The organism is Corynebacterium sp. CCUG 70398, assembly GCF_024454055.1.
Classification (GTDB): Bacteria; Actinomycetota; Actinomycetes; order Mycobacteriales; family Mycobacteriaceae; genus Corynebacterium; species Corynebacterium genitalium.
In genome coordinates, this window is sequence record NZ_JAGPYZ010000008.1 from 40,674 (window position 1) to 59,622 (window position 18,949).

At 66.3% G+C, this 18,949-nt stretch carries 19 protein-coding genes; 10 read left to right on the forward strand and 9 right to left on the reverse strand.

The window, feature by feature from the left end:
- From KBX07_RS09245 to otsB, 3 genes are read left to right on the forward strand one after another with little or no spacing between them, the layout of a single operon-like run.
- Positions 1-1,329 carry a trehalose-6-phosphate synthase gene (locus KBX07_RS09245; protein WP_255995482.1) on the forward strand — a complete coding sequence of 443 codons (1,329 nt, stop codon included), beginning with the start codon at positions 1-3 and terminating at the stop codon, positions 1,327-1,329.
- Positions 1,326-1,778 carry a hypothetical protein gene (locus tag KBX07_RS09250; RefSeq protein ID WP_256023893.1) on the forward strand — a complete coding sequence of 151 codons (453 nt, stop codon included), beginning with the start codon at positions 1,326-1,328 and terminating at the stop codon, positions 1,776-1,778. The genes KBX07_RS09245 and KBX07_RS09250 overlap by 4 nt, the downstream gene beginning before the upstream one ends.
- Entirely contained in the window at positions 1,775-2,602 is an 828-nt protein-coding gene (otsB, locus tag KBX07_RS09255; RefSeq protein WP_005288593.1) for a trehalose-phosphatase, read from the forward strand. The genes KBX07_RS09250 and otsB overlap by 4 nt, the downstream gene beginning before the upstream one ends.
- Here the strand turns inward: otsB and KBX07_RS09260 are convergent.
- Positions 2,565-3,674 (reverse strand): LacI family DNA-binding transcriptional regulator, encoded by a 1,110-nt coding sequence (locus tag KBX07_RS09260; RefSeq protein WP_256023894.1) that lies wholly within the window; start codon positions 3,672-3,674, stop codon positions 2,565-2,567. The genes otsB and KBX07_RS09260 overlap by 38 nt on opposite strands.
- Before the next feature lie 30 nt (positions 3,675-3,704).
- Between KBX07_RS09260 and KBX07_RS09265 the strand changes: the two genes are divergently transcribed.
- A complete protein-coding gene (locus KBX07_RS09265; protein ID WP_256023895.1) occupies positions 3,705-4,565 on the forward strand; it encodes a dienelactone hydrolase family protein in 861 nt (286 codons plus the stop codon).
- A gap of 12 nt (positions 4,566-4,577) precedes the next feature.
- Here the strand turns inward: KBX07_RS09265 and rlmB are convergent, their stop codons facing one another.
- From rlmB to KBX07_RS09290, 5 genes are read right to left on the reverse strand one after another with little or no spacing between them, the layout of a single operon-like run.
- Positions 4,578-5,516 (reverse strand): 23S rRNA (guanosine(2251)-2'-O)-methyltransferase RlmB, encoded by a 939-nt coding sequence (gene rlmB, locus KBX07_RS09270; protein ID WP_005288584.1) that lies wholly within the window; start codon positions 5,514-5,516, stop codon positions 4,578-4,580.
- Positions 5,509-6,930 (reverse strand): cysteine--tRNA ligase, encoded by a 1,422-nt coding sequence (cysS, locus tag KBX07_RS09275; RefSeq protein ID WP_005288581.1) that lies wholly within the window; start codon positions 6,928-6,930, stop codon positions 5,509-5,511. The genes rlmB and cysS overlap by 8 nt, the downstream gene beginning before the upstream one ends.
- Before the next feature lie 56 nt (positions 6,931-6,986).
- Positions 6,987-7,466 (reverse strand): 2-C-methyl-D-erythritol 2,4-cyclodiphosphate synthase, encoded by a 480-nt coding sequence (gene ispF / locus KBX07_RS09280; RefSeq protein ID WP_005288579.1) that lies wholly within the window; start codon positions 7,464-7,466, stop codon positions 6,987-6,989.
- A 28-nt stretch (positions 7,467-7,494) separates the two neighbouring features.
- Positions 7,495-8,244 (reverse strand): 2-C-methyl-D-erythritol 4-phosphate cytidylyltransferase, encoded by a 750-nt coding sequence (gene ispD, locus KBX07_RS09285; protein WP_256023896.1) that lies wholly within the window; start codon positions 8,242-8,244, stop codon positions 7,495-7,497.
- Positions 8,231-8,824: a CarD family transcriptional regulator gene (locus KBX07_RS09290; protein WP_005288573.1), complete on the reverse strand. Its 594-nt coding sequence runs from the start codon at positions 8,822-8,824 to the stop codon at positions 8,231-8,233. Before KBX07_RS09290 ends, ispD begins: the two co-directional genes overlap by 14 nt.
- A gap of 283 nt (positions 8,825-9,107) precedes the next feature.
- On the opposite strand from KBX07_RS09290, the gene KBX07_RS09295 reads away from it, so the two are divergent.
- The 3 genes from KBX07_RS09295 to disA are packed head-to-tail and all read left to right on the forward strand — an operon-like array spanning position 9,108 to position 12,170.
- On the forward strand, positions 9,108-9,710 hold the full coding sequence (locus KBX07_RS09295; protein WP_005288571.1) for a hypothetical protein: 603 nt from the start codon (positions 9,108-9,110) through the stop codon (positions 9,708-9,710).
- 7 nt (positions 9,711-9,717) lie between these two features.
- Positions 9,718-11,127, forward strand: coding sequence for a DNA repair protein RadA (gene radA, locus KBX07_RS09300; RefSeq protein ID WP_256004219.1), 1,410 nt, complete (start codon positions 9,718-9,720; stop codon positions 11,125-11,127).
- Between the two features lie 2 nt (positions 11,128-11,129).
- Complete coding sequence (gene disA, locus KBX07_RS09305) at positions 11,130-12,170, forward strand: DNA integrity scanning diadenylate cyclase DisA (RefSeq protein ID WP_256023897.1); 1,041 nt, start codon at positions 11,130-11,132, stop codon at positions 12,168-12,170.
- A 25-nt stretch (positions 12,171-12,195) separates the two neighbouring features.
- Here disA and KBX07_RS09310 read toward each other — a convergent pair whose 3' ends face one another.
- On the reverse strand, positions 12,196-13,020 hold the full coding sequence (locus tag KBX07_RS09310) for a hypothetical protein (protein WP_232210323.1): 825 nt from the start codon (positions 13,018-13,020) through the stop codon (positions 12,196-12,198).
- An 11-nt stretch (positions 13,021-13,031) separates the two neighbouring features.
- Complete coding sequence (locus tag KBX07_RS09315) at positions 13,032-13,646, reverse strand: carbonic anhydrase (protein WP_040423496.1); 615 nt, start codon at positions 13,644-13,646, stop codon at positions 13,032-13,034.
- A gap of 21 nt (positions 13,647-13,667) precedes the next feature.
- Between KBX07_RS09315 and KBX07_RS09320 the strand changes: the two genes are divergently transcribed.
- Together KBX07_RS09320 and KBX07_RS09325 are read left to right on the forward strand one after the other, a co-directional pair.
- Positions 13,668-14,525 carry an A/G-specific adenine glycosylase gene (locus tag KBX07_RS09320; protein WP_370687285.1) on the forward strand — a complete coding sequence of 286 codons (858 nt, stop codon included), beginning with the start codon at positions 13,668-13,670 and terminating at the stop codon, positions 14,523-14,525.
- Positions 14,526-14,574: 49 nt separating this feature from the next.
- A complete protein-coding gene (locus KBX07_RS09325) occupies positions 14,575-17,127 on the forward strand; it encodes a hypothetical protein (RefSeq protein ID WP_005288556.1) in 2,553 nt (850 codons plus the stop codon).
- Positions 17,128-17,134: 7 nt separating this feature from the next.
- On the opposite strand, the gene KBX07_RS09330 is transcribed toward KBX07_RS09325, so the two are convergent.
- Positions 17,135-17,308: a DUF4236 domain-containing protein gene (locus KBX07_RS09330; RefSeq protein WP_005288553.1), complete on the reverse strand. Its 174-nt coding sequence runs from the start codon at positions 17,306-17,308 to the stop codon at positions 17,135-17,137.
- 103 nt (positions 17,309-17,411) lie between these two features.
- Here KBX07_RS09330 and KBX07_RS09335 point away from each other — a divergent pair, with 103 nt between their 5' ends.
- Complete coding sequence (locus KBX07_RS09335; protein WP_256023899.1) at positions 17,412-18,770, forward strand: lipase family protein; 1,359 nt, start codon at positions 17,412-17,414, stop codon at positions 18,768-18,770.
- Positions 18,771-18,949 lie beyond the last annotated feature (179 nt).

The window sequence follows — 18,949 nt, forward strand, 5'->3', positions numbered from 1 at the left end:
ATGAGCGGCGACAACCAGTTTGTGGTGGTGGCAAACCGCCTCCCGGTCGACCGGGTGGACGGCCAGTGGGTGGCGTCGCCAGGCGGGCTCGTTGCGGCGCTCGCCCCGGTGCTCAAGCGCAACAGTGGCTGCTGGGTCGGATGGCCGGGCGAACCTGACGCCAGCTTCGAGCCGTTTGAAAATGACGGCATCACCCTCCACCCGGTCGAGTTGGACCAGGATGATTTCGAGGAGTTCTACGAGGGCTTTTCCAACTCGACGTTGTGGCCGCTGTACCACGACCTCATCGTGAAGCCGACCTACGACCGTTCGTGGTGGCAGCGCTACAAAGCTGTGAACGAGAAGTTCGCGCAAGCAGCAGCAAGCACTGCCGGCAAAGGCGCGACGGTGTGGGTGCAGGACTACCAGCTGCAGCTGGTTCCCGGCATGCTTAAAGAGCTGCGCCCAGACCTGACAATCGGATTCTTTCTGCACATCCCCTTCCCCAACCCAGACTTGTTCCGCCAGCTGCCGTGGCGCCGCGACGTGCTCCGCGGCCTGGAGGGTGCAGACCTCATCGGGTTCCAACGCAAGCGCGACGAGATGAACTTCACGGACCTCGCTGCCCAGGACCCGCACGCCACAACGCCGCGCACCGGCACGTTTCCCATCTCGATCGAGACCGGTGACGGTGGTTTCAGCCCGGCGGATGAGAAGGATATCTCGCAGGTCCGCGGCTCCCTGGCGAACCCGCGCACGCTCATGCTCGGCGTCGACCGGCTCGATTACACCAAAGGCATCCTCCAGCGTCTCACCGCGATCGAAGAGTTGTTGCAGGAGGGCCGGCTCGATTCCGTCGCGATGATTCAGGTGGCTACCCCCTCGCGCGAGCGCATCGCCAGCTACAAGACCACCCGCGCAGGTGTTGAGGAAGCAGTCGGCCGCATTAACGGCCGCTACGGCAAGCTCGGCCGCCCGGTCGTCCACTACGAGCACCACTCGGTTCCGAAGTCTCAGCTGCGCAGCTACTACTCCGCCGCCGACATCATGCTGGTGACACCGTTCAAGGACGGGATGAACCTCGTCGCGAAAGAGTACGTCGCCTGCCACCCGGACGGTTCCGGGGCGCTCGTGCTCTCGGAGTTCGCCGGAGCGGCCGTCGAGCTGGACCAGGCTCACCTGTGCAATCCGTTCGATATTGAGTCGGTGAAGGGGGCGATTGTGGAGGCCGTCGATAAGCAAGGTTCGACCGAAGCGCGCGACGCGATGCGTGCGATGAATGAGCACGTGACTACTCACGATGTCGCTGCATGGGCGGAGTCTTTCCTCGACGAGTTGGCCCGCGCATGAAGCGCGGAGCTGCTGCCATCGCCGTCGCTGCCGCCGCCGCGCTCGGCGGCTGTTCCGCACCGACCCACCCGCTGGCGGGCACGACCTGGGAGATCGTCGCCGTCTACACCGACCCCGACTTCCCGGGCGACGTGCCGCTCGACGCCGCCGGCCGCGCGGTCATCGTGTTCGGCCGCGAGTCGCTCACGGCTCGGACGGGGTGCGCGCCGCTGCAGGCGGGGGCGTCGATAAGCGATAGCGACGTGCAGCTGCGCGGCGTCACCACCGGCAAGCTCGACAGCGACTGCGCCGGCGGATCCCGCCGCCTGCACACCCAGCTTTCTGAGATCCTCGTCCCCGACGCGGAGTTCGACCTGCGGCGGTACGGTGAGGATGAAATCACCCTGACCGCCCGCCGCGGTGACGGGATCGACCTCAATCCCCCGACGATAAGGCTGGTCGCACGATGACGGACGCGTTCGACCCACGCCCCGCACTCGACTCTCTTGCGCGCACCAAGAAGCTGCTGGTCTGCGTTGATTTCGACGGCACGATCTGCGAGCTGCACACCGATGCCTACGCCGTCACGCCCAACCCGGACGCGATCGCCGCGCTGGAGGATTTGTCGCTCATGCGCGATACGACGGTCGCAGTGCTATCCGGGCGCCACCTCGATGGGCTGCGGATCGTGTGTCCGCTTGACGCGCCGGTGATTCTCGTCGGCTCACACGGTGCGGAGCCGACGGAGGGTGGGCCGCAGCTCGATGGGGCGCAACGCGCGTATCTCGATCGCGTGAGCGCGCGGCTGAACGAGATCGTCGCCGGCAGCGCCCCAGCGTTCGTGGAAAATAAGCCGTACCAGCGCGTTCTACACGTCGCGAAGCTCGCGGAATCCGATCCCGCGCGCGCCCAATCGCTTATCGACGCAGCCCTCGCCCTCTCCCCCGACACCCTCCACGGCAACGCCGGCTCGCCCGGGCACAATGTCGTCGAGTTCTCCGTCGTCGACACGACAAAGGGCACCTGGCTCGGCGCCGAGAAACAAAAACACACCGCGACCCTGTTCGCCGGTGACGACGTGACTGACGAAACCGCCCTGACCGTTCTCGACCCCGCGGCCGGCGATGTGGGGATCAAGATCGTCCGCAGTGCAGCCAGAGGTACCGCTGCAGATGCTGCAACTGGCGATAGCGCCACAGTAGATACCGCGGCGCAGTTCCGGCTCGGCGGTGTCGCCGAGATGGCCGACTACCTGGTCACTCTCGCGGCGGCGCGACGGTCCGCCCTGGGCTGAACCGGGTCGGCAGGATAACGCGCGGGATGTCCGCGTCCGGGCTCGCACTGGCCGCCCCGGATGGAGCGGCGGTGTCGTCGAGGTTGGCGTCGATAAGCTTGGCCAGCACTTTGCCCACCGTCGCCCCTTTGCGCTTGTTCGGCTGAATGACGGTGGTGAGGCCGCGCGTGAGCGCCGGCGCGACTCCGTCAAACCCCGTGACAGAGACATCCCCGGGCACGTCCCATCCTTGGGTAGCGCAATAATCCAGTACGCCCAGCGCCATGGAGTCGGTGGTGCAGAGGACCGCGGTGAGGTCGGGGGATGCGTCGAAAAGCTCGCGAGCGGCATCGACTGCAGTCGCATGGTCATTGAAATGCCTGGTCACGATCGGCACCCCGGAAATCTCTGCGCCTGCGAACACATCGAGCGCACCGAGGATGCGCTCACGCTGCACGTGCATGTCCGCCTCCGCGACATCCGTAGCGGTGACGGCGCCTTCGCGTGACTCGTCCGAGAACAGGCGTTTCGCGGCAATGCCGATCCGCTGGTGCCCGGCCCCCACAAGCGCTTCCGCGGTCGCACGGATCGCGGCCCGGTCGTCGATGCCGACGAACGCGTCGCCGGTGTCGTACGGCTGATCACACACCACCACCGGCACGCCGCGGGCACGCACGGCATCCAGGTGGGTTTCGGCAGACGGAACGGAGTAGACGACGAAGCCGTCGACAAGCGCACTGGCGACCAGCGGTGACTCGCCTCCATCCGGACCAAGCGGGATGAGCGTGAGCGCGTTGTGCGTGCCCATCGAACTCTCACCGAGCCCCGCGAGAAAGTCGATCGACGCCAGATCCTCGAACGCGAACGACATGTGCTCGGTGAGAATCACCCCGATCGCCCCGACCCGCCGCGTGCGCAACGACCGCGCCATCGGGTCCGGACCGGTGTACCCGCGCGCAGCCGCCGCAGCGAAAATGCGCTCCCGCAGCACATCTGACAACTGGTCGGGCCGGTTGTACGCGTTCGACACTGTCGTGCGCGAGACCCCCAACTCAGCAGCGATGGATGCGAGCGTGCCCTTCTTCTGCATCATGCGACTACCGTACTGTCTATGGTGAACAGGGTGATTGTGAACCGCCGTACCCTTACCAGCAACGGAACCGAGCGCCGCTACACGGAGGTGCTGCCGGACTCGCCGCGCCCCGGCGCGCCCGTGGTTCTGTTTCTGCACGGTTCGCTGCAATCCGGCAGCGTCGCGCGCAACTTCACGGGCAACACGTTCGACGAGTTCGCCGACCGCGGCTGCGTGGTGCTGTATCCCGACGGCGTGGGGCGGCACTTCAACGACCATCGCGTCGGATTCCAGGAACGCGCGCGCCGCGAGCTTGTCGACGACACCGCCTTCCTCACCACCCTGATCTCCCACTACGAAACCGACCGGGTGATCGGCTGCGGCTTTTCCAACGGCGGCCAGATGGTGCAGCGTTTCGCGCTCGAGCGCCCGGGAGTACTCAGCGGCATCGCGTGCTTCGGTTCGCCGTGGCCGGCCGCGGACAACGTTCTGCCCGAGCTGCGCCCGCTTTACGACGCCTGGTCCCCCACCCCCGTCCTCTCCATCCAAGGCACCGCCGACCCGCTCGTCCCCTACGACGGCGGCATGTCCGGGATCGGTGACACGAACCGCGGTCAGGCTCGTGCGGCGCTCGAGTCGGCACGTTTCTTCGCCACGCTCAACGGGCTGGGCGAGGATGCCGAGCCCGTCTCCGCGCAGCCCGTCAGCGGCGTGCGCGTGGACCGTTTCGGCCCCGGCGCACCCGGCTCCCCAGCGGTCGATGCTGCCAGCGGCGCGGCACCCGTCGAGCTGTGGACCATCGAAGGCATGGGCCACCTCGTCCCCAACCCGAAGCAGATGAGCGACAAGCTCGGCCCCGGCACCGACAAGGTGGTCGGCGCGGAGATCGTTGCGAACTTCTTCGGGCTGTAGCGCCAGCCCGAACTACTGCACGCGGCGCTGGCGGGCGAACTCGCTGAGCACCACGCCCGCGGCAACGGATGCGTTAAGGGATTCGACCCAGTCCGCGGTGGGGATCGACATGATGACGTCGCAGTTCTCGCGAACCAGCCGCGAGATTCCCTTGCCTTCAGAACCAACGACGATGACCACCGGGTCGGTGGCGCCGTCGAACGTGTCCAGGGTGTGCTCGCCGCCGGCGTCGAGTCCGACGACCATGTAGCCGTTGTCCTTGAACTCCTTGATGGTGCGGGTGAGGTTGGTGGCGCGGGCAACGGGGAGACGGGCGGCGGTGCCGGCGGAGGTTCGCCACGCAACGCCCGTCACCTGGGCAGAACGACGCTCCGGAATGATGACGCCGTGACCACCGAACGCCGCCGCCGAACGAATGACGGCACCCAGGTTGCGGGGGTCGGTGATGTTGTCCAGGACGACGAACATGCCGGTCTCGCCACGGTCGCGCACACCCCCGATCAGGTCGAAAACGTCGGCGTACTTGTACGGCTGGATCTTCAGGCCGATCCCCTGGTGCAAGGTGTTGCCGGTCATGTTGTCCAGGTCGCGGCGAGGCACCTCGTGGACAGGGATGCCGCGGGTGTTGGCCATCTGGACGGCCTCGCTCAGCCGGTCGTCGTGGCCGGTGCCCTGCGCGATGAGCAAAGCTTCCGACGGCACCTTCGCATGCAGGCACTCCACCACGGGGTTGCGGCCGACGACTAGGTCGGCCTCCTCGCGCTCGTGCCGTCCGGAGTCGCGGCGCTGCCGCTCCAGCTTGCGCTTGTGCGCGGCGTGATAGACGCGGTCCTCCGCTTTCGGGGTCGGGCCCTTGCCGGCGAGGCCGCGGCGGCGCTGACCACCGGACCCCTTAGTCGCGCCCTTCTTGTTCTTCTTCTGCTTGTCGGGCCGGTCGTACGGTTTAGCCATTGTTGTTCTCCTTCAGGGACCATTGTGCGCCGTCGGCGGTGTCCGTGACCTCAATGCCGGCTTCGGTGAGGCGGTCGCGCACAGCGTCGGCAGTTGCCCAGTCCTTTGCGGCACGCGCCTCAGCGCGGCGGTCCAGCTCGGCGCGCACAAGCACGTCCAGCGCCTCAGTCACTCGGGCGGTGTCGGCGGAATCAGAGCCGGCGCCGGCGCGGCCTGCCCACTCAACCGGATCAACACCCAGCACGCCTGCCATAGCGCGGACTGCTCCGGCGAGACGCGTCGCTTCGTCGGTGTCGCCGGCGGCGAGCGCCTTGTTCGCGGCGCGGACCGTGTTGTGAATCTCGGCCAAGGCGCGCGGGACGCTGAAGTCCTCGTTCATCGCGTCTGCAAAAGCGTCAGTCCACTGGCCCGGTTCAACGGGGGCGAGGGCGCTGGCCCGGGTGATAAGGTCCTCGATGCGTCGATAAGCAACTGCCGCTTCTTGCAGCGCTTCCGGCGAATACTCGAGCACGCTGCGGTAATGCGCGGAACCCAGGTAGTAGCGCAGCTCGACAGGGCGCACCGCCTCAAGCATGCGGTCGATGGACAGCACGTTGCCGAGCGACTTCGACATTTTCTCGCCGGCCATGGTGACCCAGTGGTTATGCATCCAGTAGCGGGCGAAGCCGTCGCCGGCGGCGTGCGACTGAGCCTGCTCATTCTCGTGGTGCGGGAACTTCAGGTCGAGGCCGCCGCCGTGAATGTCGAAGGACTCGCCCAGGTACCACGTCGACATCGCGGAGCACTCCAGGTGCCAGCCCGGGCGGCCGTCACCCCACGGGGTAGGCCAGCTCGGCTCACCAGGCTTCGCCGCCTTCCACAGCGCGAAGTCGTGCGCGCCTCGCTTGCCGCGGTTGTCTGTCTCGCCCTGCTCCATGTCCTCGACGCGGTTGCCGGACAGCGACCCGTAGTCGCCGCCGGCTGCGACCCACGCCGCAACGTCGAAGTAGACAGAACCGTCCGCCGCATACGCGTAGCCGTTGTCCATCAACCGCTGCATGTAGTCGACCATCTGCGTGACATGCCCCGTTGCGCGCGGCTCAACACTCGGCGGGAGCACGCCCAGCGTCTCATAGGCGCGGCTGAATTCGCGCTCGTACGTGGACACCCACTCCCACCAGGGGCGGTCGTGTTCCGCTGCCTTGGTGAGGATCTTGTCGTCGATGTCAGTGACATTGCGCACGAATGCCACATCGTTGCCGTTCGCAGCGAACCAGCGGCGCACAATGTCGAACGCGACTCCGGAACGCAGGTGCCCGATGTGCGGCGAGGACTGCGGGGTCGCGCCGCACAGGTAGATGGACACGTGTCCATCTCGGAACGGCTCGAAGGCGCGGAGCGTGCGGGTGGCGGTGTCGAAAATCTGCTGAGTCACGTACCTAGTCTGCCAGATGCGCGCTCTCAGGCCCGCTTATCGACGCCGTCGCCCCCTCAAGGCTGCTCCACCAACGCCGTCGCAATGGCCGCCCGGCCTTCGCCCGAGCCGGTGAATCCCATGTGGTCGGTCGTGGTCGCACTCACGGAGACCGGCGCACCGAGCGCCTCGGACAGGGTGCGCTCCGCCTCTTCGCGCACGGGCCCCATCTTCGGGGTCTGCGCGATCAGCTGGGCGGACACGTTGACCACGGTGTAACCGGTCGACTCCACAAGCCCACGCAGCTCGGTGAGCAGCTGCACACCCGTCACGCCCGCGTACTCGGGGCGTCCGACGCCGACGAAGCTGCCCAAGTCCCCAAGCCCCGTCGCCGACAGCACCGCGTCCACGATCGCGTGCGAGACGACGTCACCGTCGGAATGCCCTTCGCAGCCGTCAACCCCCTCGAAGTTAAGTCCCGCGATCCAGCAGGGTTTACCGGACTGGATCTGGTGGGCGTCGAAAGCTGTGCCGACACGCAAGCGCGAAGTACTCATGCGCTCCGATCCTAGCTACAGCTGGCGGTTAGCTGCCGGGGACGGTGAAGACGGTCGGCTCTGCCTCGTCCGTGATGCGCTTGGCTAGGACCAGGTCGATCGGCGTGGTGATCTTGAACGCCATCGGGTCGCCCTGCACGGTGGCGACGGGGACGCCGAACCATTCCATGAGACTCGCGTCATCCGTCGGCACAAAGCCCGTAGCACCAGCAGCGCCCTTACCGAAGTAAGCCTCGTTCGCGGCGCGCAGCGTCTCCAGGTCGAACCCTTGCGGCGTCTGCACGGCGCGCAGGCTAGAGCGGTCGGGGGTGTCCACGACGGTGCCAGCGGCGTCAACACGTTTGATGGTGTCAGCGACGGGGAGGACGGGAATCACTGCGGGCGCGCCAGCAAGGACCTCCATGGCCACGCGGGCGATCATGCCCGGCGGGGTCAGGGCGCGGGCGGCGTCGTGGATGAGGACGGCGGAGGTGGCAAGCTCGTCGATAAGCGAAACTGCCTTGATGCCCTCCCACACGGAGTCTGCGCGCTCGCCGGCGCCGTGGATGAACTGGACGTCGTGCCCGTGCAGCAAACGGCGCGCCAGCGGTTCCATGTCGGGGCTGACGATGACGCCAATGTGGTCGACGATTTCGGACGTCTCCATCGCTGCAACGGAGCGTTCCAGCAGCGTGCGCCCCCGCAGTGGAACGTACGCTTTCGGGATGTCGGCGCCGAGGCGCGTGCCGCGGCCGGCTGCGGCGACAAGGGCGACGACGCGGCGTTTAGTCGTCCTCATCCGGGTCGTCGAAGCTCAGGTCGTCGAGGTCGACATCATCGTCCGGGTCGATGTCGTCGCTCGGCTTAGCCACAAGCCCCTGCTCGACGTGGCGGGCGATGATCGACTGGATTTCCTTTTCCATGTCGTCGGCCTTCGCCTCATCGATCGGCTCCGCAAGCGCGAGCTCGCCGACGAGGATCTGGCGGGCCTTACCCAGCATGCGCTTCTCACCGGCGGACAGGCCACGGCCCTGGTCGCGGCGCCACAGGTCGCGCACAACCTCGGCGACCTTGTTGATGTCGCCCGATGCCAGACGCTCCTGGTTCGCCTTGTAGCGGCGGGACCAGTTGCCAGCTTCCTCCACGTCGGTCTCGCGCAGCACGGAGAAGACTTTGCGCAGGCCATCCTCGTTGACCACGTCGCGCACGCCGACCAGCTCCGCGTTCTTCACCGGGACACGCACGGACAAGTCGGACTGCAGGATGTTCAGCACGAGGAAGTCGAGGGTCTCCCCGCCCATCTCCCGCTGCTCGATGTCCGCGATCCGCGCAGCACCGTGGTGCGGGTAGACCACCACTTCTCCGACCTTGAAATCCACTGGCATCTCCTTGCAGACAGCTCGGGCACACTGACCAATAACTCCACGATTCTAACATCGCTACCCGGTCCGCGATTGCGCAGTGTGCTTGACGACGGCGCGCTGCCACCCCGGAAAGCCGGCGTGCACCGCGCGCACACCACACCCGGTTACCCCCGGTTGACCCCTGTTCTGGCGTGGGGAAGATCTCGGGGGCAGCGCAAAACTGTGAATTAGGGGCCAGGAAAGACTAAGGTAAACCGGTGATACGCCCAGAATTCCCCGTAATTCGTGATTGTTCGTAATGGAGGACATCGACGTGAAGTCCCTGAAGTCTGTCGCCCGCCGCGGCGGCGCAGTTTCTGTTGCAGCTGTTTCCGCGCTGCTGCTCGCAGCGTGCTCGGCAGGCCAGATCACCCAGACCTCTTCTCAGGTTGCGGCCGTCAACGGTGCCAGCGCCCAGACTGAGGACGGCTCCGTCACCGTCCAGGACGTCACGGTCCTCCTCGACGAGAACGGCGAAGCGGCCCTGAAGTTCACGGCGTCGAACCAGGACTACCAGATGCACGAGCACAAGCTGCAGTCCATCGAGGTCGACGGACAGTCTGTGCAGATGGATTCGACGGAGCCGATGGGCTACAACTGCAACATCGTCGGTGATTCCGCCGACGGCCTGGAGCAGATGCCGCAGTCGACCGACACCACGGCCTGCGTCGAGTACGTCGAGACCGCCCTGGACAACAAGGACTTCGCTTACGGCGGCAACATCCCGGTGACGTTCACGTTCGACTCCGGCACCATCGATATCACCGCTACCGTGGCTGCGCCGACACTCGAGTCCGGCGACTCCGTCCGCCAGCCGGAGCTGGAGGAGTCCGGCCACGGTAGTGCCAAAGAAGCACAGTAACTAGCCTTTGGCCAAGAAGCGCACCGTCTACACCTGCTCTGAGTGCGGCTATTCCTCCCCGAAGTGGCTCGGCCGCTGCCCGGAATGTGGCGCGTGGGGCACCCTCGCCGAATCAGCCGCCCCTGTTTCCGCGGCCTCCGGCGCAGGTTCGGCGCGCCCGCGAGTGTTGACGCCGTCGTCAGCGGCGCAACCCATCACCAAAGTCAACGCCACTGCGGCGCATCGCTTATCGACGGGCATCGGCGAGCTCGACCGCGTCCTCGGCCGCGGCATCGTCCCCGGATCGGTGGTCCTGCTCTCCGGCGAGCCGGGCGTGGGAAAGTCGACGCTGTTGCTGGAGGTGGCGTCGAAATGGGCTTCCGCCGGTGCCGACGGTGCCGACGGTGAACCGCGCACCGCGCTGTACGTGACCGCAGAAGAGTCCGCTTCCCAGGTCCGCGGCCGCGCTGAACGCACCGGAGCTCTGCAAGACCGCCTGTTCCTGGCGGCTGAGTCGAACCTGGATGTCCTGTTCGGCCATGTCGACCAGGTCAAACCGGACCTGCTGATCGTGGACTCGGTCCAGACGATGCAGGCGCCCGGTGTGGAAGGCGTCGCTGGCGGTGTCGCTCAGTCGCGTGCGGTGACGGCAGCTCTGACGAGCCTGGCGAAGTCGACGAACCTGCCGATCCTGCTGGTCGGCCACGTCACTAAGGACGGCAACGTCGCTGGCCCGCGCGTGCTGGAGCACCTGGTCGACGTGGTCCTCAACTTCGAGGGTGACCGCCAGACGAGCCTGCGCATGCTGCGCGGGCTGAAGAACCGCTTCGGCGCGACCGATGAGGTCGGCTGCTTCGAGCAGACCGCCGACGGCATCCGCGAGGTCCCCGACCCGTCGGGGCTGTTCCTCTCCCATCGCGGCCAGACCCCCGACGGCTCTGCGGTGACGGTCGCGATCGACGGCGTGCGTCCGATCCTCGCTGAGGTCCAGGCCCTCACCGTCGACCCGGTGAACAAGTCGCCGCGCCGCGTGGTCACCGGCCTGGACTACAACCGCGTCCCCATGGTGCTCGCGGTCCTCCAAGCGCGCTGCGGGGAGCGCACCAATGACAAGGACGCCTACGTCGCTACGGTCGGCGGCGTGCGCATCACGGAGACGGCCACTGACCTCGCTGTCGCGCTGGCCACCTGGTCGAGTTTGCACAACACGCCTCTGCCGCCGCGCACCGTCGTCATCGGTGAGGTCGGTCTGGCGGGCGAACTGCGCCGCGTGCCTTCCCTGGACCGCCGCCTGGCAGAGGCGTCTCGTCTCGGTTACGAGAACGCGATCGTCCCCGGCGGCTCCAAAGGCGCGTTGAACCAGCACGGGATGCGTGTGGCGGAGGTGGGGTCGCTGAAGGAGGCGATTGGGGTCGTCGATAAGCGTATGCTCGAGTGATTATGACCAGCATGCGCGAAACTCTCCTGCGTCTCGCCCCGGGCACTGAGCTGCGCGACGGGCTTGAGCGCATCAAGCGCGGCCACACGGGCGCGCTCATCGTGCTTGGCGACGGCCCCAACGTCACCCCCATCTGCGACGGCGGGATCGAATTCAACGTGCCATTCTCGCCGACGCTGCTGCGCGAGCTGTCCAAGATGGACGGCGCGGTCCTCCTGTCCGAGGACGGCACCCGCATCACGCGCGCGAACGTGCAGCTTGTGCCGTCGCCGACGTTCCCGACATCCGAGACCGGCACGCGCCACCGCGCGGCTGAACGCACTGCGCTGCACACGGGCACGCCGGTGGTGTCCGTGTCGGCGTCGATGAATATTGTCACCGTTTACACCGCCGGGAAACGCCACGTCATCGAGGAGCCCGGTGTGATGATGACGCGTGCGCGGCAGGCGATTGCGACAGTGGAGCAGTACCGTTCGCGCGTCGATAAGGCGAACCAGCGCCTCGCGGTGGCCGAGATGAACCGCTACGCCGCTGTCGAAGACGTACTGCATCTGCTGCAACGCCAGCTGCTGCTGCAGCGCGCCGCCCGCGATGTCGACGACCAGATCATTGAGCTGGGCACCGACGCCCGCCAGCTGCGCCTCCAGCTCAGCGAACTGCGCGGCACCATCGACGATGACATTGAGATGCTCGTGTGCGACTACATCGTCACCGACGGCGTCCCGCACGCCGAGCTTATCGACGGCGCCTTGCGCGACCTCGAGAACCTCCCCGACTCCGACCTCCTCACCTCGGCGGCGCTGGCGCGCCTGCTCGGCCTGCCCGCAACGGAAGAGAATTTGGTCGAATCGGTCACCCCGCGCGGCTACCGCGTGCTGTCGCGTATCCCGCGGGTGCAGAAGTTCCTCATTGACCACATCGTGGAAGAGTTCGGCGACCTGGACGCCATCCGCGCAGCTGAACCGGAACAGCTCGCGGTGGCGGAGCACGTCTCGCCGCTGTGGGCGCGCCACATTACGGAGGGTCTGCGCCGACTTAGCTGACTCTAGGAGGTGGCTCGTCTAGCTCCTAGTTGATGTTGAAGGTGACGCCCTCAGAGGCGTTGTCCCCGAGCGAGACCGAAGCGACGTAGGCGCCCGGCGCGACCGGCTCACGTGCCGAGCACTGGCCCGGCGAGGACCCCAGGCGCGACCAGGTTGCGCTGAAGTGGCGGGACTCACCGGCGGGGAAGGTCTGCTCACCGTTGATCACCGGGTCGTAGCAGTCGGTGTCGCCCCAGACGGGCTGGAAGCCTTCGCGGCCGATGGCGTAGACCTCGAAGCGCAGCTTATCCTCGGTGGCGTCGATATCGCAGTCGGCACCGGTGGGGTTTTTCACCTCGACGGTGATGTCCGGCTGATCCTCCGGATCCGAGCTGTCGAAGGCGGTCTTGTTCACCTTCACGGTCAGCTGCAGGTCCTCGAGCTCGCAGGTCTTCTTGGAGGCCAGGGCAGCCTCGTCGGGCTTGTCGGATTCGCTTTCGGACGGCTCCGTGGAATCTTCGTCCGTGGACTTGGTCTCGGTTTCTGTCTCTGTCTCCGTGGCGGATGCGCCCGGGTCCGGTTCGGTCGGGGTGGTCACCATTGTCTCCGGCGCGGTTGTGGTGGGCTGTTCCGGCTCGTCGGAACCGGAGCGCGCGAACGCAGTTAAACCCCACACCACCAGCGCTGCCACGGCGAGGAGGATGACCAACGCAGCGACCCTGCGGCGAACGTAGACCTCCTGCGGGAGGCGCTGCGGGGACCGCACGGGGCGAGTCTCAGTGACTCGTGCAGAGTCACGCGCGTCACCGCGCTCCGGGCGCCGCGGCTGGCGCGGGGTGTAACTGTCTCGTCGGGGCGGTTGGTGGCTCACGCCTGTAGATCTTATCGGCCGAAGTGCTCTCCGACGGGTGTGACGCGGCCATCCTCAAGCCGGTATCTCGCGGCGACAATGCCCAACGAGCCGTCAGCAATGCGATCCTCCACGTCCGGGATACGGTGCCGCAAGTGCTCGGCGGTGACCGTCGCATGGGTCTCTTCGATGACAGCGCGGTCGGCGTGCTCAAGCTTCTTGGCTTCGATGACACTCGGCGCGATCTTTTCCACGAACACGCGGGTGAGGTCGGTGGGCATCTCCCCTTCCTCGAAGGAGGTGGCGGCAGCACCGATCGCTCCGCAGCTTTCGTGGCTGAGCACGACGATCAGGGACACCCCGAGATTCTTCACCGCGAATTCCAGGGATCCGGTCACGGCGGCGTCCACGCACCCTCCGGCGGTGCGGACGACGAAGAGTTCGCCGAGGCCGGCGTCGAAAAGCATCTCGACAGGCACCCGCGAATCGGAACACGCCAGCACTGCTGCGTACGGTTCTTGGCCGGCGCGCAGTTCTTGGAGGCGGGCGCTGTTGTTGTTTGGACGCTCAGAAGTTTCAGTGGCGAAACGCTCATTTCCTTCGAGCAGGTGCTGCCAGGTCTCTCGCGGTATTTTTCGGAATGCCATGGCCACTATTATGGCACTGTGATTGATCCCGCGAAAGTGACCGAGTGGTTCCGCGCGAACGCCCGCGATCTGCCGTGGCGCGAGCCGGGCACGTCGCCGTGGGGCGTGCTGCTCAGCGAGGTCATGAGCCAGCAGACTCCCGTCGCTCGCGTCGCCCCCCAGTGGCGTGAGTGGATGCGGCGCTGGCCCACGCCCGCGGATCTCGCCGCCGCGCCCACCTCCGAGGTGCTGCGGGCGTGGGGCACGCTCGGGTATCCGCGTCGCGCGTTGCGGCTCCAGGAATGCGCCGCCTCGCTTGTCGACGTTCACAACGGGCAGGTGCCCAGCGCCGTCGATAAGCTGCTGGCGCTACCGGGGATCGGCGACTACACCGCGCGGGCGGTCGCGTGCTTCGCGTTCGGGCAGGCAGTGCCCGTGGTGGACACGAATGTGCGCCGGGTCTACGCCCGCGCCGAGCTGGGACGGCCGGTGGCGAAACCGCAGAAGGCCGAGCTGGAATGGGTCGCGGAGCTGCTCCCGGACACGGACGCGGATGTGTTCTCCGCGGGCCTGATGGAGCTCGGCGCCCTGGTCTGCACTGCGACGAACCCCGCGTGCGAGTCCTGCCCGCTTATCAGCGACTGCGCTTGGGTCGCCGCCGGCTCCCCCGCCCCCACCGAGGAGGAACTGGTGGGCAAGAAAGTGCAGAAGTTCGTCGGCACGGACCGGCAGGTACGCGGGAAAATCATGAAGGTCCTGCGCGAGGCCAATACGCCCGTCGAGCAAGGCGTGATCGACCTGGTCTGGCCAGACGCGCCGCAGCGCTCCCGCGCGCTGTTCTCGCTGCTTGAGGACGGGTTGGCCGTGCAGGATGCCAACGGCCGTTTCCGCCTGCCGTAGCCGCCTGAGCCGCCTGCCGCGTTCTCAGGAAACGTTTAGCATTGTCCGCATGGACCTCTACGAACTCAACTACAAAGCCCTAGACCTCAGCGAGAAATCTGCGGCCGGCATGCCCCATGACGAGTATCTCGCCGAGATCGATCCTCTCATCGCCCTGATGGCCCAAGATGGCACACCCGAGGGCGAGGAGCTGGCCTACCGCACCCGCCTCGATGCGATGTACGCACGGGCAGCGCACGATCCGGTCGGTTCAATAGACGAGCTCAAAGACCTGTATGCAATGCACCAACGCGAACCGGACCGCTTCCGCGCGCACCACTACGCCTCCTCCGCAACCACGGACCCTGCGCAACCTCTCAACGAAGACGGCACCCCCATGCCGAATCTGTTTCGGAGCTTTCTGGACTTCATCATCGCGCGCATTCCCGGCCGGGAGGACGGAACGGTTGAGAAGTCGGAGGAAGCACTCGCTTTCGCTGAAGAAGTCTTCGACGACCCGGACGACATCCTCAACCTGAGAATCGCCCACCACCAAAACCGCAACGAAAGCGACCGGGTTATTCCCTTGTTGGACGGGTACATTCCGGGTGCAGGGGACGTCGATAAGCTGGGGGCCGTCGAGTGGCTGCGACGCCACGACATTGCAGCCATGGCCTACCTCGAGCAAGGCATGCTGGACAAATGCGACGAGATCGTCGACATCATGGTGGACTCCGGACACGTCAGCACAAACCAGCCGGCAGCGATGATCGCCGAATCGCTGAGCCCGCTGGCCGCCCACATCGACTACGAGAAGTCTGTCCGGCGCGCGCAGATCGCTCTCCAGCTCGCCGTCGCAGACCCGGACCTGAACGAGGCGGTCATCCAAATCGCGACATTCCTGCTTCAAGGCGGCCTCGCTGACGAAGCGTTCGCGCTCGTCAGCGCCACGGAGCCGTTCATCGACGACACCGCAGGCGTCGCTGGAGCGCTGTTCATCTTCTTCCGCGCCGCCGCGGAGAACGGCCACGGCGAACGCGCCATGGTGCGCTACACCTCACCGCGGTGGCAGCGGTACGTAGGTGTTGGCCCGAACCCGACAGTGGCCGCACTCACCGATGACTTCGGCCGGGTGGCCCTGCGCGACGCCGCAGAAGGCGACGCGCGCAACGGCAACGACTTCTGGGCCCGTTACTACAACGAGCGCCACCGCGTACCCGCCCTTGACGCGGATCACTTTGAAGACACTGCTATCTCAAAGCTTGAAGACGACTCCCCGCGCGACATCTGCTTCCACCCCGTCGATGCCGATTACGACCCAGAGCTGATCACCTACGCCAAAGCCCGCATCGACGGAAGCTACGACGGATCCCAATACCCCACCCGCGCCGACGCCGACCCGCGAATGTCGGAGATCCGCAGCCGCGAGCCGCAATCCATGGACGACATCACCCAGATGTTCCGGGACATGATGGCTCTCGCGCAGGACCCCACCGTCGACCCGCAGTTGCGCAGCACCATCGAGATCAATTTCCTCTTGGAGGGGCTGTTCCCGGAGGAGTACCTCGGGGACGTCGGCAAGCACGCGCTGCCGTTCGTGGCCTCGTTCGATCCAGACACGGCTATCGAGAAAACCTGTGGCCTGCTCGCACGACTCATCGAGCTCGACGAGGAGGACTCCGGCCGTGCCCATGAGCTCCTCGATTTCGCTGTTTCACTCGCCGCCGCAGAGAAGATTTCCTACCCGCTGCTGCGCGACCTGACGTCCGGCACGATTCAAACAGGGCGCCAAATGGATGCCATCGCGATGATCGACAAGACACTGACTGAACAGCGCGTCCACCCGGACGTTATCGACGACCCGGAGGCTGCCGAAGTCATGCTGCGTCCACTCAAGGGCATTCGGCTCGGACGCCTTGGCAGTGAGCTACGCGGTGCGCAGGAAATCCTCAGCGCCGCCTTCCTCGCCGAACGCACAGGCGACATCACACAGCACGTCGTGCTCATCGGCACCGCGCTCAACCTGCTTATCGACGCCCAACTCGCCTCCGCCGCCGAAAACCTCGCCGGCACCGCCGAACATCTCCTCAACACCACCGCAGACACAGCGGAACCGTGGGCCCGGCTCGAAGCTGCGGCAGCAATGGCACGCTTCATCACACGCACCGGCGACGACTTCTTCGCCCAAGAATGGCCTGCCACCAGTCAGCGCTTCCAATCCCTCACCGAGCAGGTCTTACGCCACGACGAGGACGCCCCGCAGCTCCTGGTGAAAAACTACGATTGGATCTCCGACCTGGTCGAACTGCTCAGCAGCACCGGCCGCCATGCAGAGTCCATCGCGCTGACCACCTGGGCAATCCCCGTGCTCACGGAGGTGGGAAACCCCATGGTGTCCACACTCATTCGCGGCCGCAACGCCTTCGCGCTCGGCAGCGCCGGCCACCACGACGAAGCAGCGCTGGTCTTCGAGAACGTTTGGGAGCGCGCCCGCGACATCGACCGCTCCGACATGATGCTCTGGGTGGAACTCCACCTTGACGAGTTCAGCGACCGCACCGGCGCACCCGCCTACGGCAACCTGCTTGCCCGCCTGCGCAGCGAAGGCAGCTACGGCGGTTAAAGCCGCGTTATTTCTTCCAGCGGCCGCGGTAGGTCAGCCCGCCGGGCAGGTTGACCCAGACGCCGCCGCGCGAGTTCACGGTGACAGGTCCGAACTTCTTGGACAATGATGCGCCCGAGCCCGACGTGTTCACCCAGGTGTTCTTGTTCAGCTTCTTCTTGCCGCGGTACGTGATTCCCATGGGTCATGATCGTACGAGACGTGGCGGCCACCGCGCCCGTCAACCCGCACTCTTTCTCGATTTTCCAGCGGGCGCGTAAGGGGCCTAGCTAGGATCCTGGAGTATGACGCATATTTTCCCTCGGCTAAGTTTCAAGGCGGCGGTTGCAACTGCTGCTGCGGCGGTGGCGCTTGCGGCAACGGGTGTGCCGGCGGCGGGCGCTCATGCCGCGGTCGACCAAGCGCATCGCGGCCTGCAGCACGCGGCGACCACTCCGGCCGGCAACCCGACCAACACGTATGACCCGTTTTACGACGACCCGGTGCCCGCCGACCAGCTCGACCGGCCCGGCAAGATCCTGCGCACCCAGCCGGCACCACACCTACTGAACATTCTCGGTCCGGAGTTCCCCGGTTACGCCGAGCGGATCCTCTACACCTCCACGACTGTCGACGGCCGGATCGTGCCGGTCAGCGGCGTGGTCATCGAACCGGCTAATCCGTGGCAGGGCGGCGGCCCCACCCCGACAGTCGTGTTCGGCCCCGGCACCCGCGGCGCCGGCGACACCTGCGCGCCGAGCCGTGGGCCATGGATGCTCGGCCAAGTCGACCCCAACCTGCCGGCTGTGGCGACGAACTACGAGATCGCCCACTACCACGCCGCATCCCTGCTGGGCATGCGCGTGGTGGTCACCGACTACATCGGCCTGGGCACACCCGGCGCGCACACCTACGTCCTCCACGACGAAGAGGGCCACGCCATGCTCGATGCCGCCCGCGCCACGACCACGCCCGGGGCTCCGGTCGGGTTCTGGGGTTACTCCCAAGGCGGCGGTGCCTCGGCGGCCGCGGCGGAGATGGCCAGCACCTACGCGCCGGATCTCAACGTCAAAGGCGCCTACTCTGGCGCGCCGCCGGCGGACCTGATCGAGTCCATCCGCGGAGTCGACAACTCCTCCATCGGCGCCGTTATCGGCTACGCGTTGCATGGGTGGACGGAGAGGTATCCGGAGTTTGGGGCGGTCGTCGATAAGCATGTCAATGCGCGTGGCCGCGAGTTCATCGCCACCACCCGCGACTCGTGCATGCCTGACGGCGCGCTGCGCTGGGGCCTGCAGGATTCGCGCACGATGACCACCTCAGGGCGCAGCCTGAGCGACATTGTCACCTCGGAACCGGAGATCCGCCGCGAGCTCGAAGCGCAGAAGCTCGGCCGCCGCAAACCCGCAGCCCCGATCATGGTGTCCACACCCGGCAACGACGACCTTGTGCCCAGCAGCCAGGTAGTGCAGATGGCGCGCGACCACTGCAGCCTCGGCGCGCAGGTCACCTTGCTTGACGACGCCCTACCCCCACTCACCCCGGGCGTGAAACTCGGCGCCAACCACGCCGTAGGAATTTTCAGCCAAGCTCCCCCGTCCATGACCTGGCTCATGGACCGCTTCAACGGTCTGCCAGCCGGAACGAATTGCGGCACATTCTAGATCTCCTGGACCGCCCTAAGGGCTGGGTGAGTCCTGGCGCAGGGTGCGACCGAGGCCCAGATATAGATTGCATGTGGGCGTCGCACGGTGCCTAAAACACCAGGTCATTTTCTCTTGCCACAGTAAGGATGCAATCTATATCTTGCGCGGGGCGTGAAACGCCGAAACCCGCGCTTCCC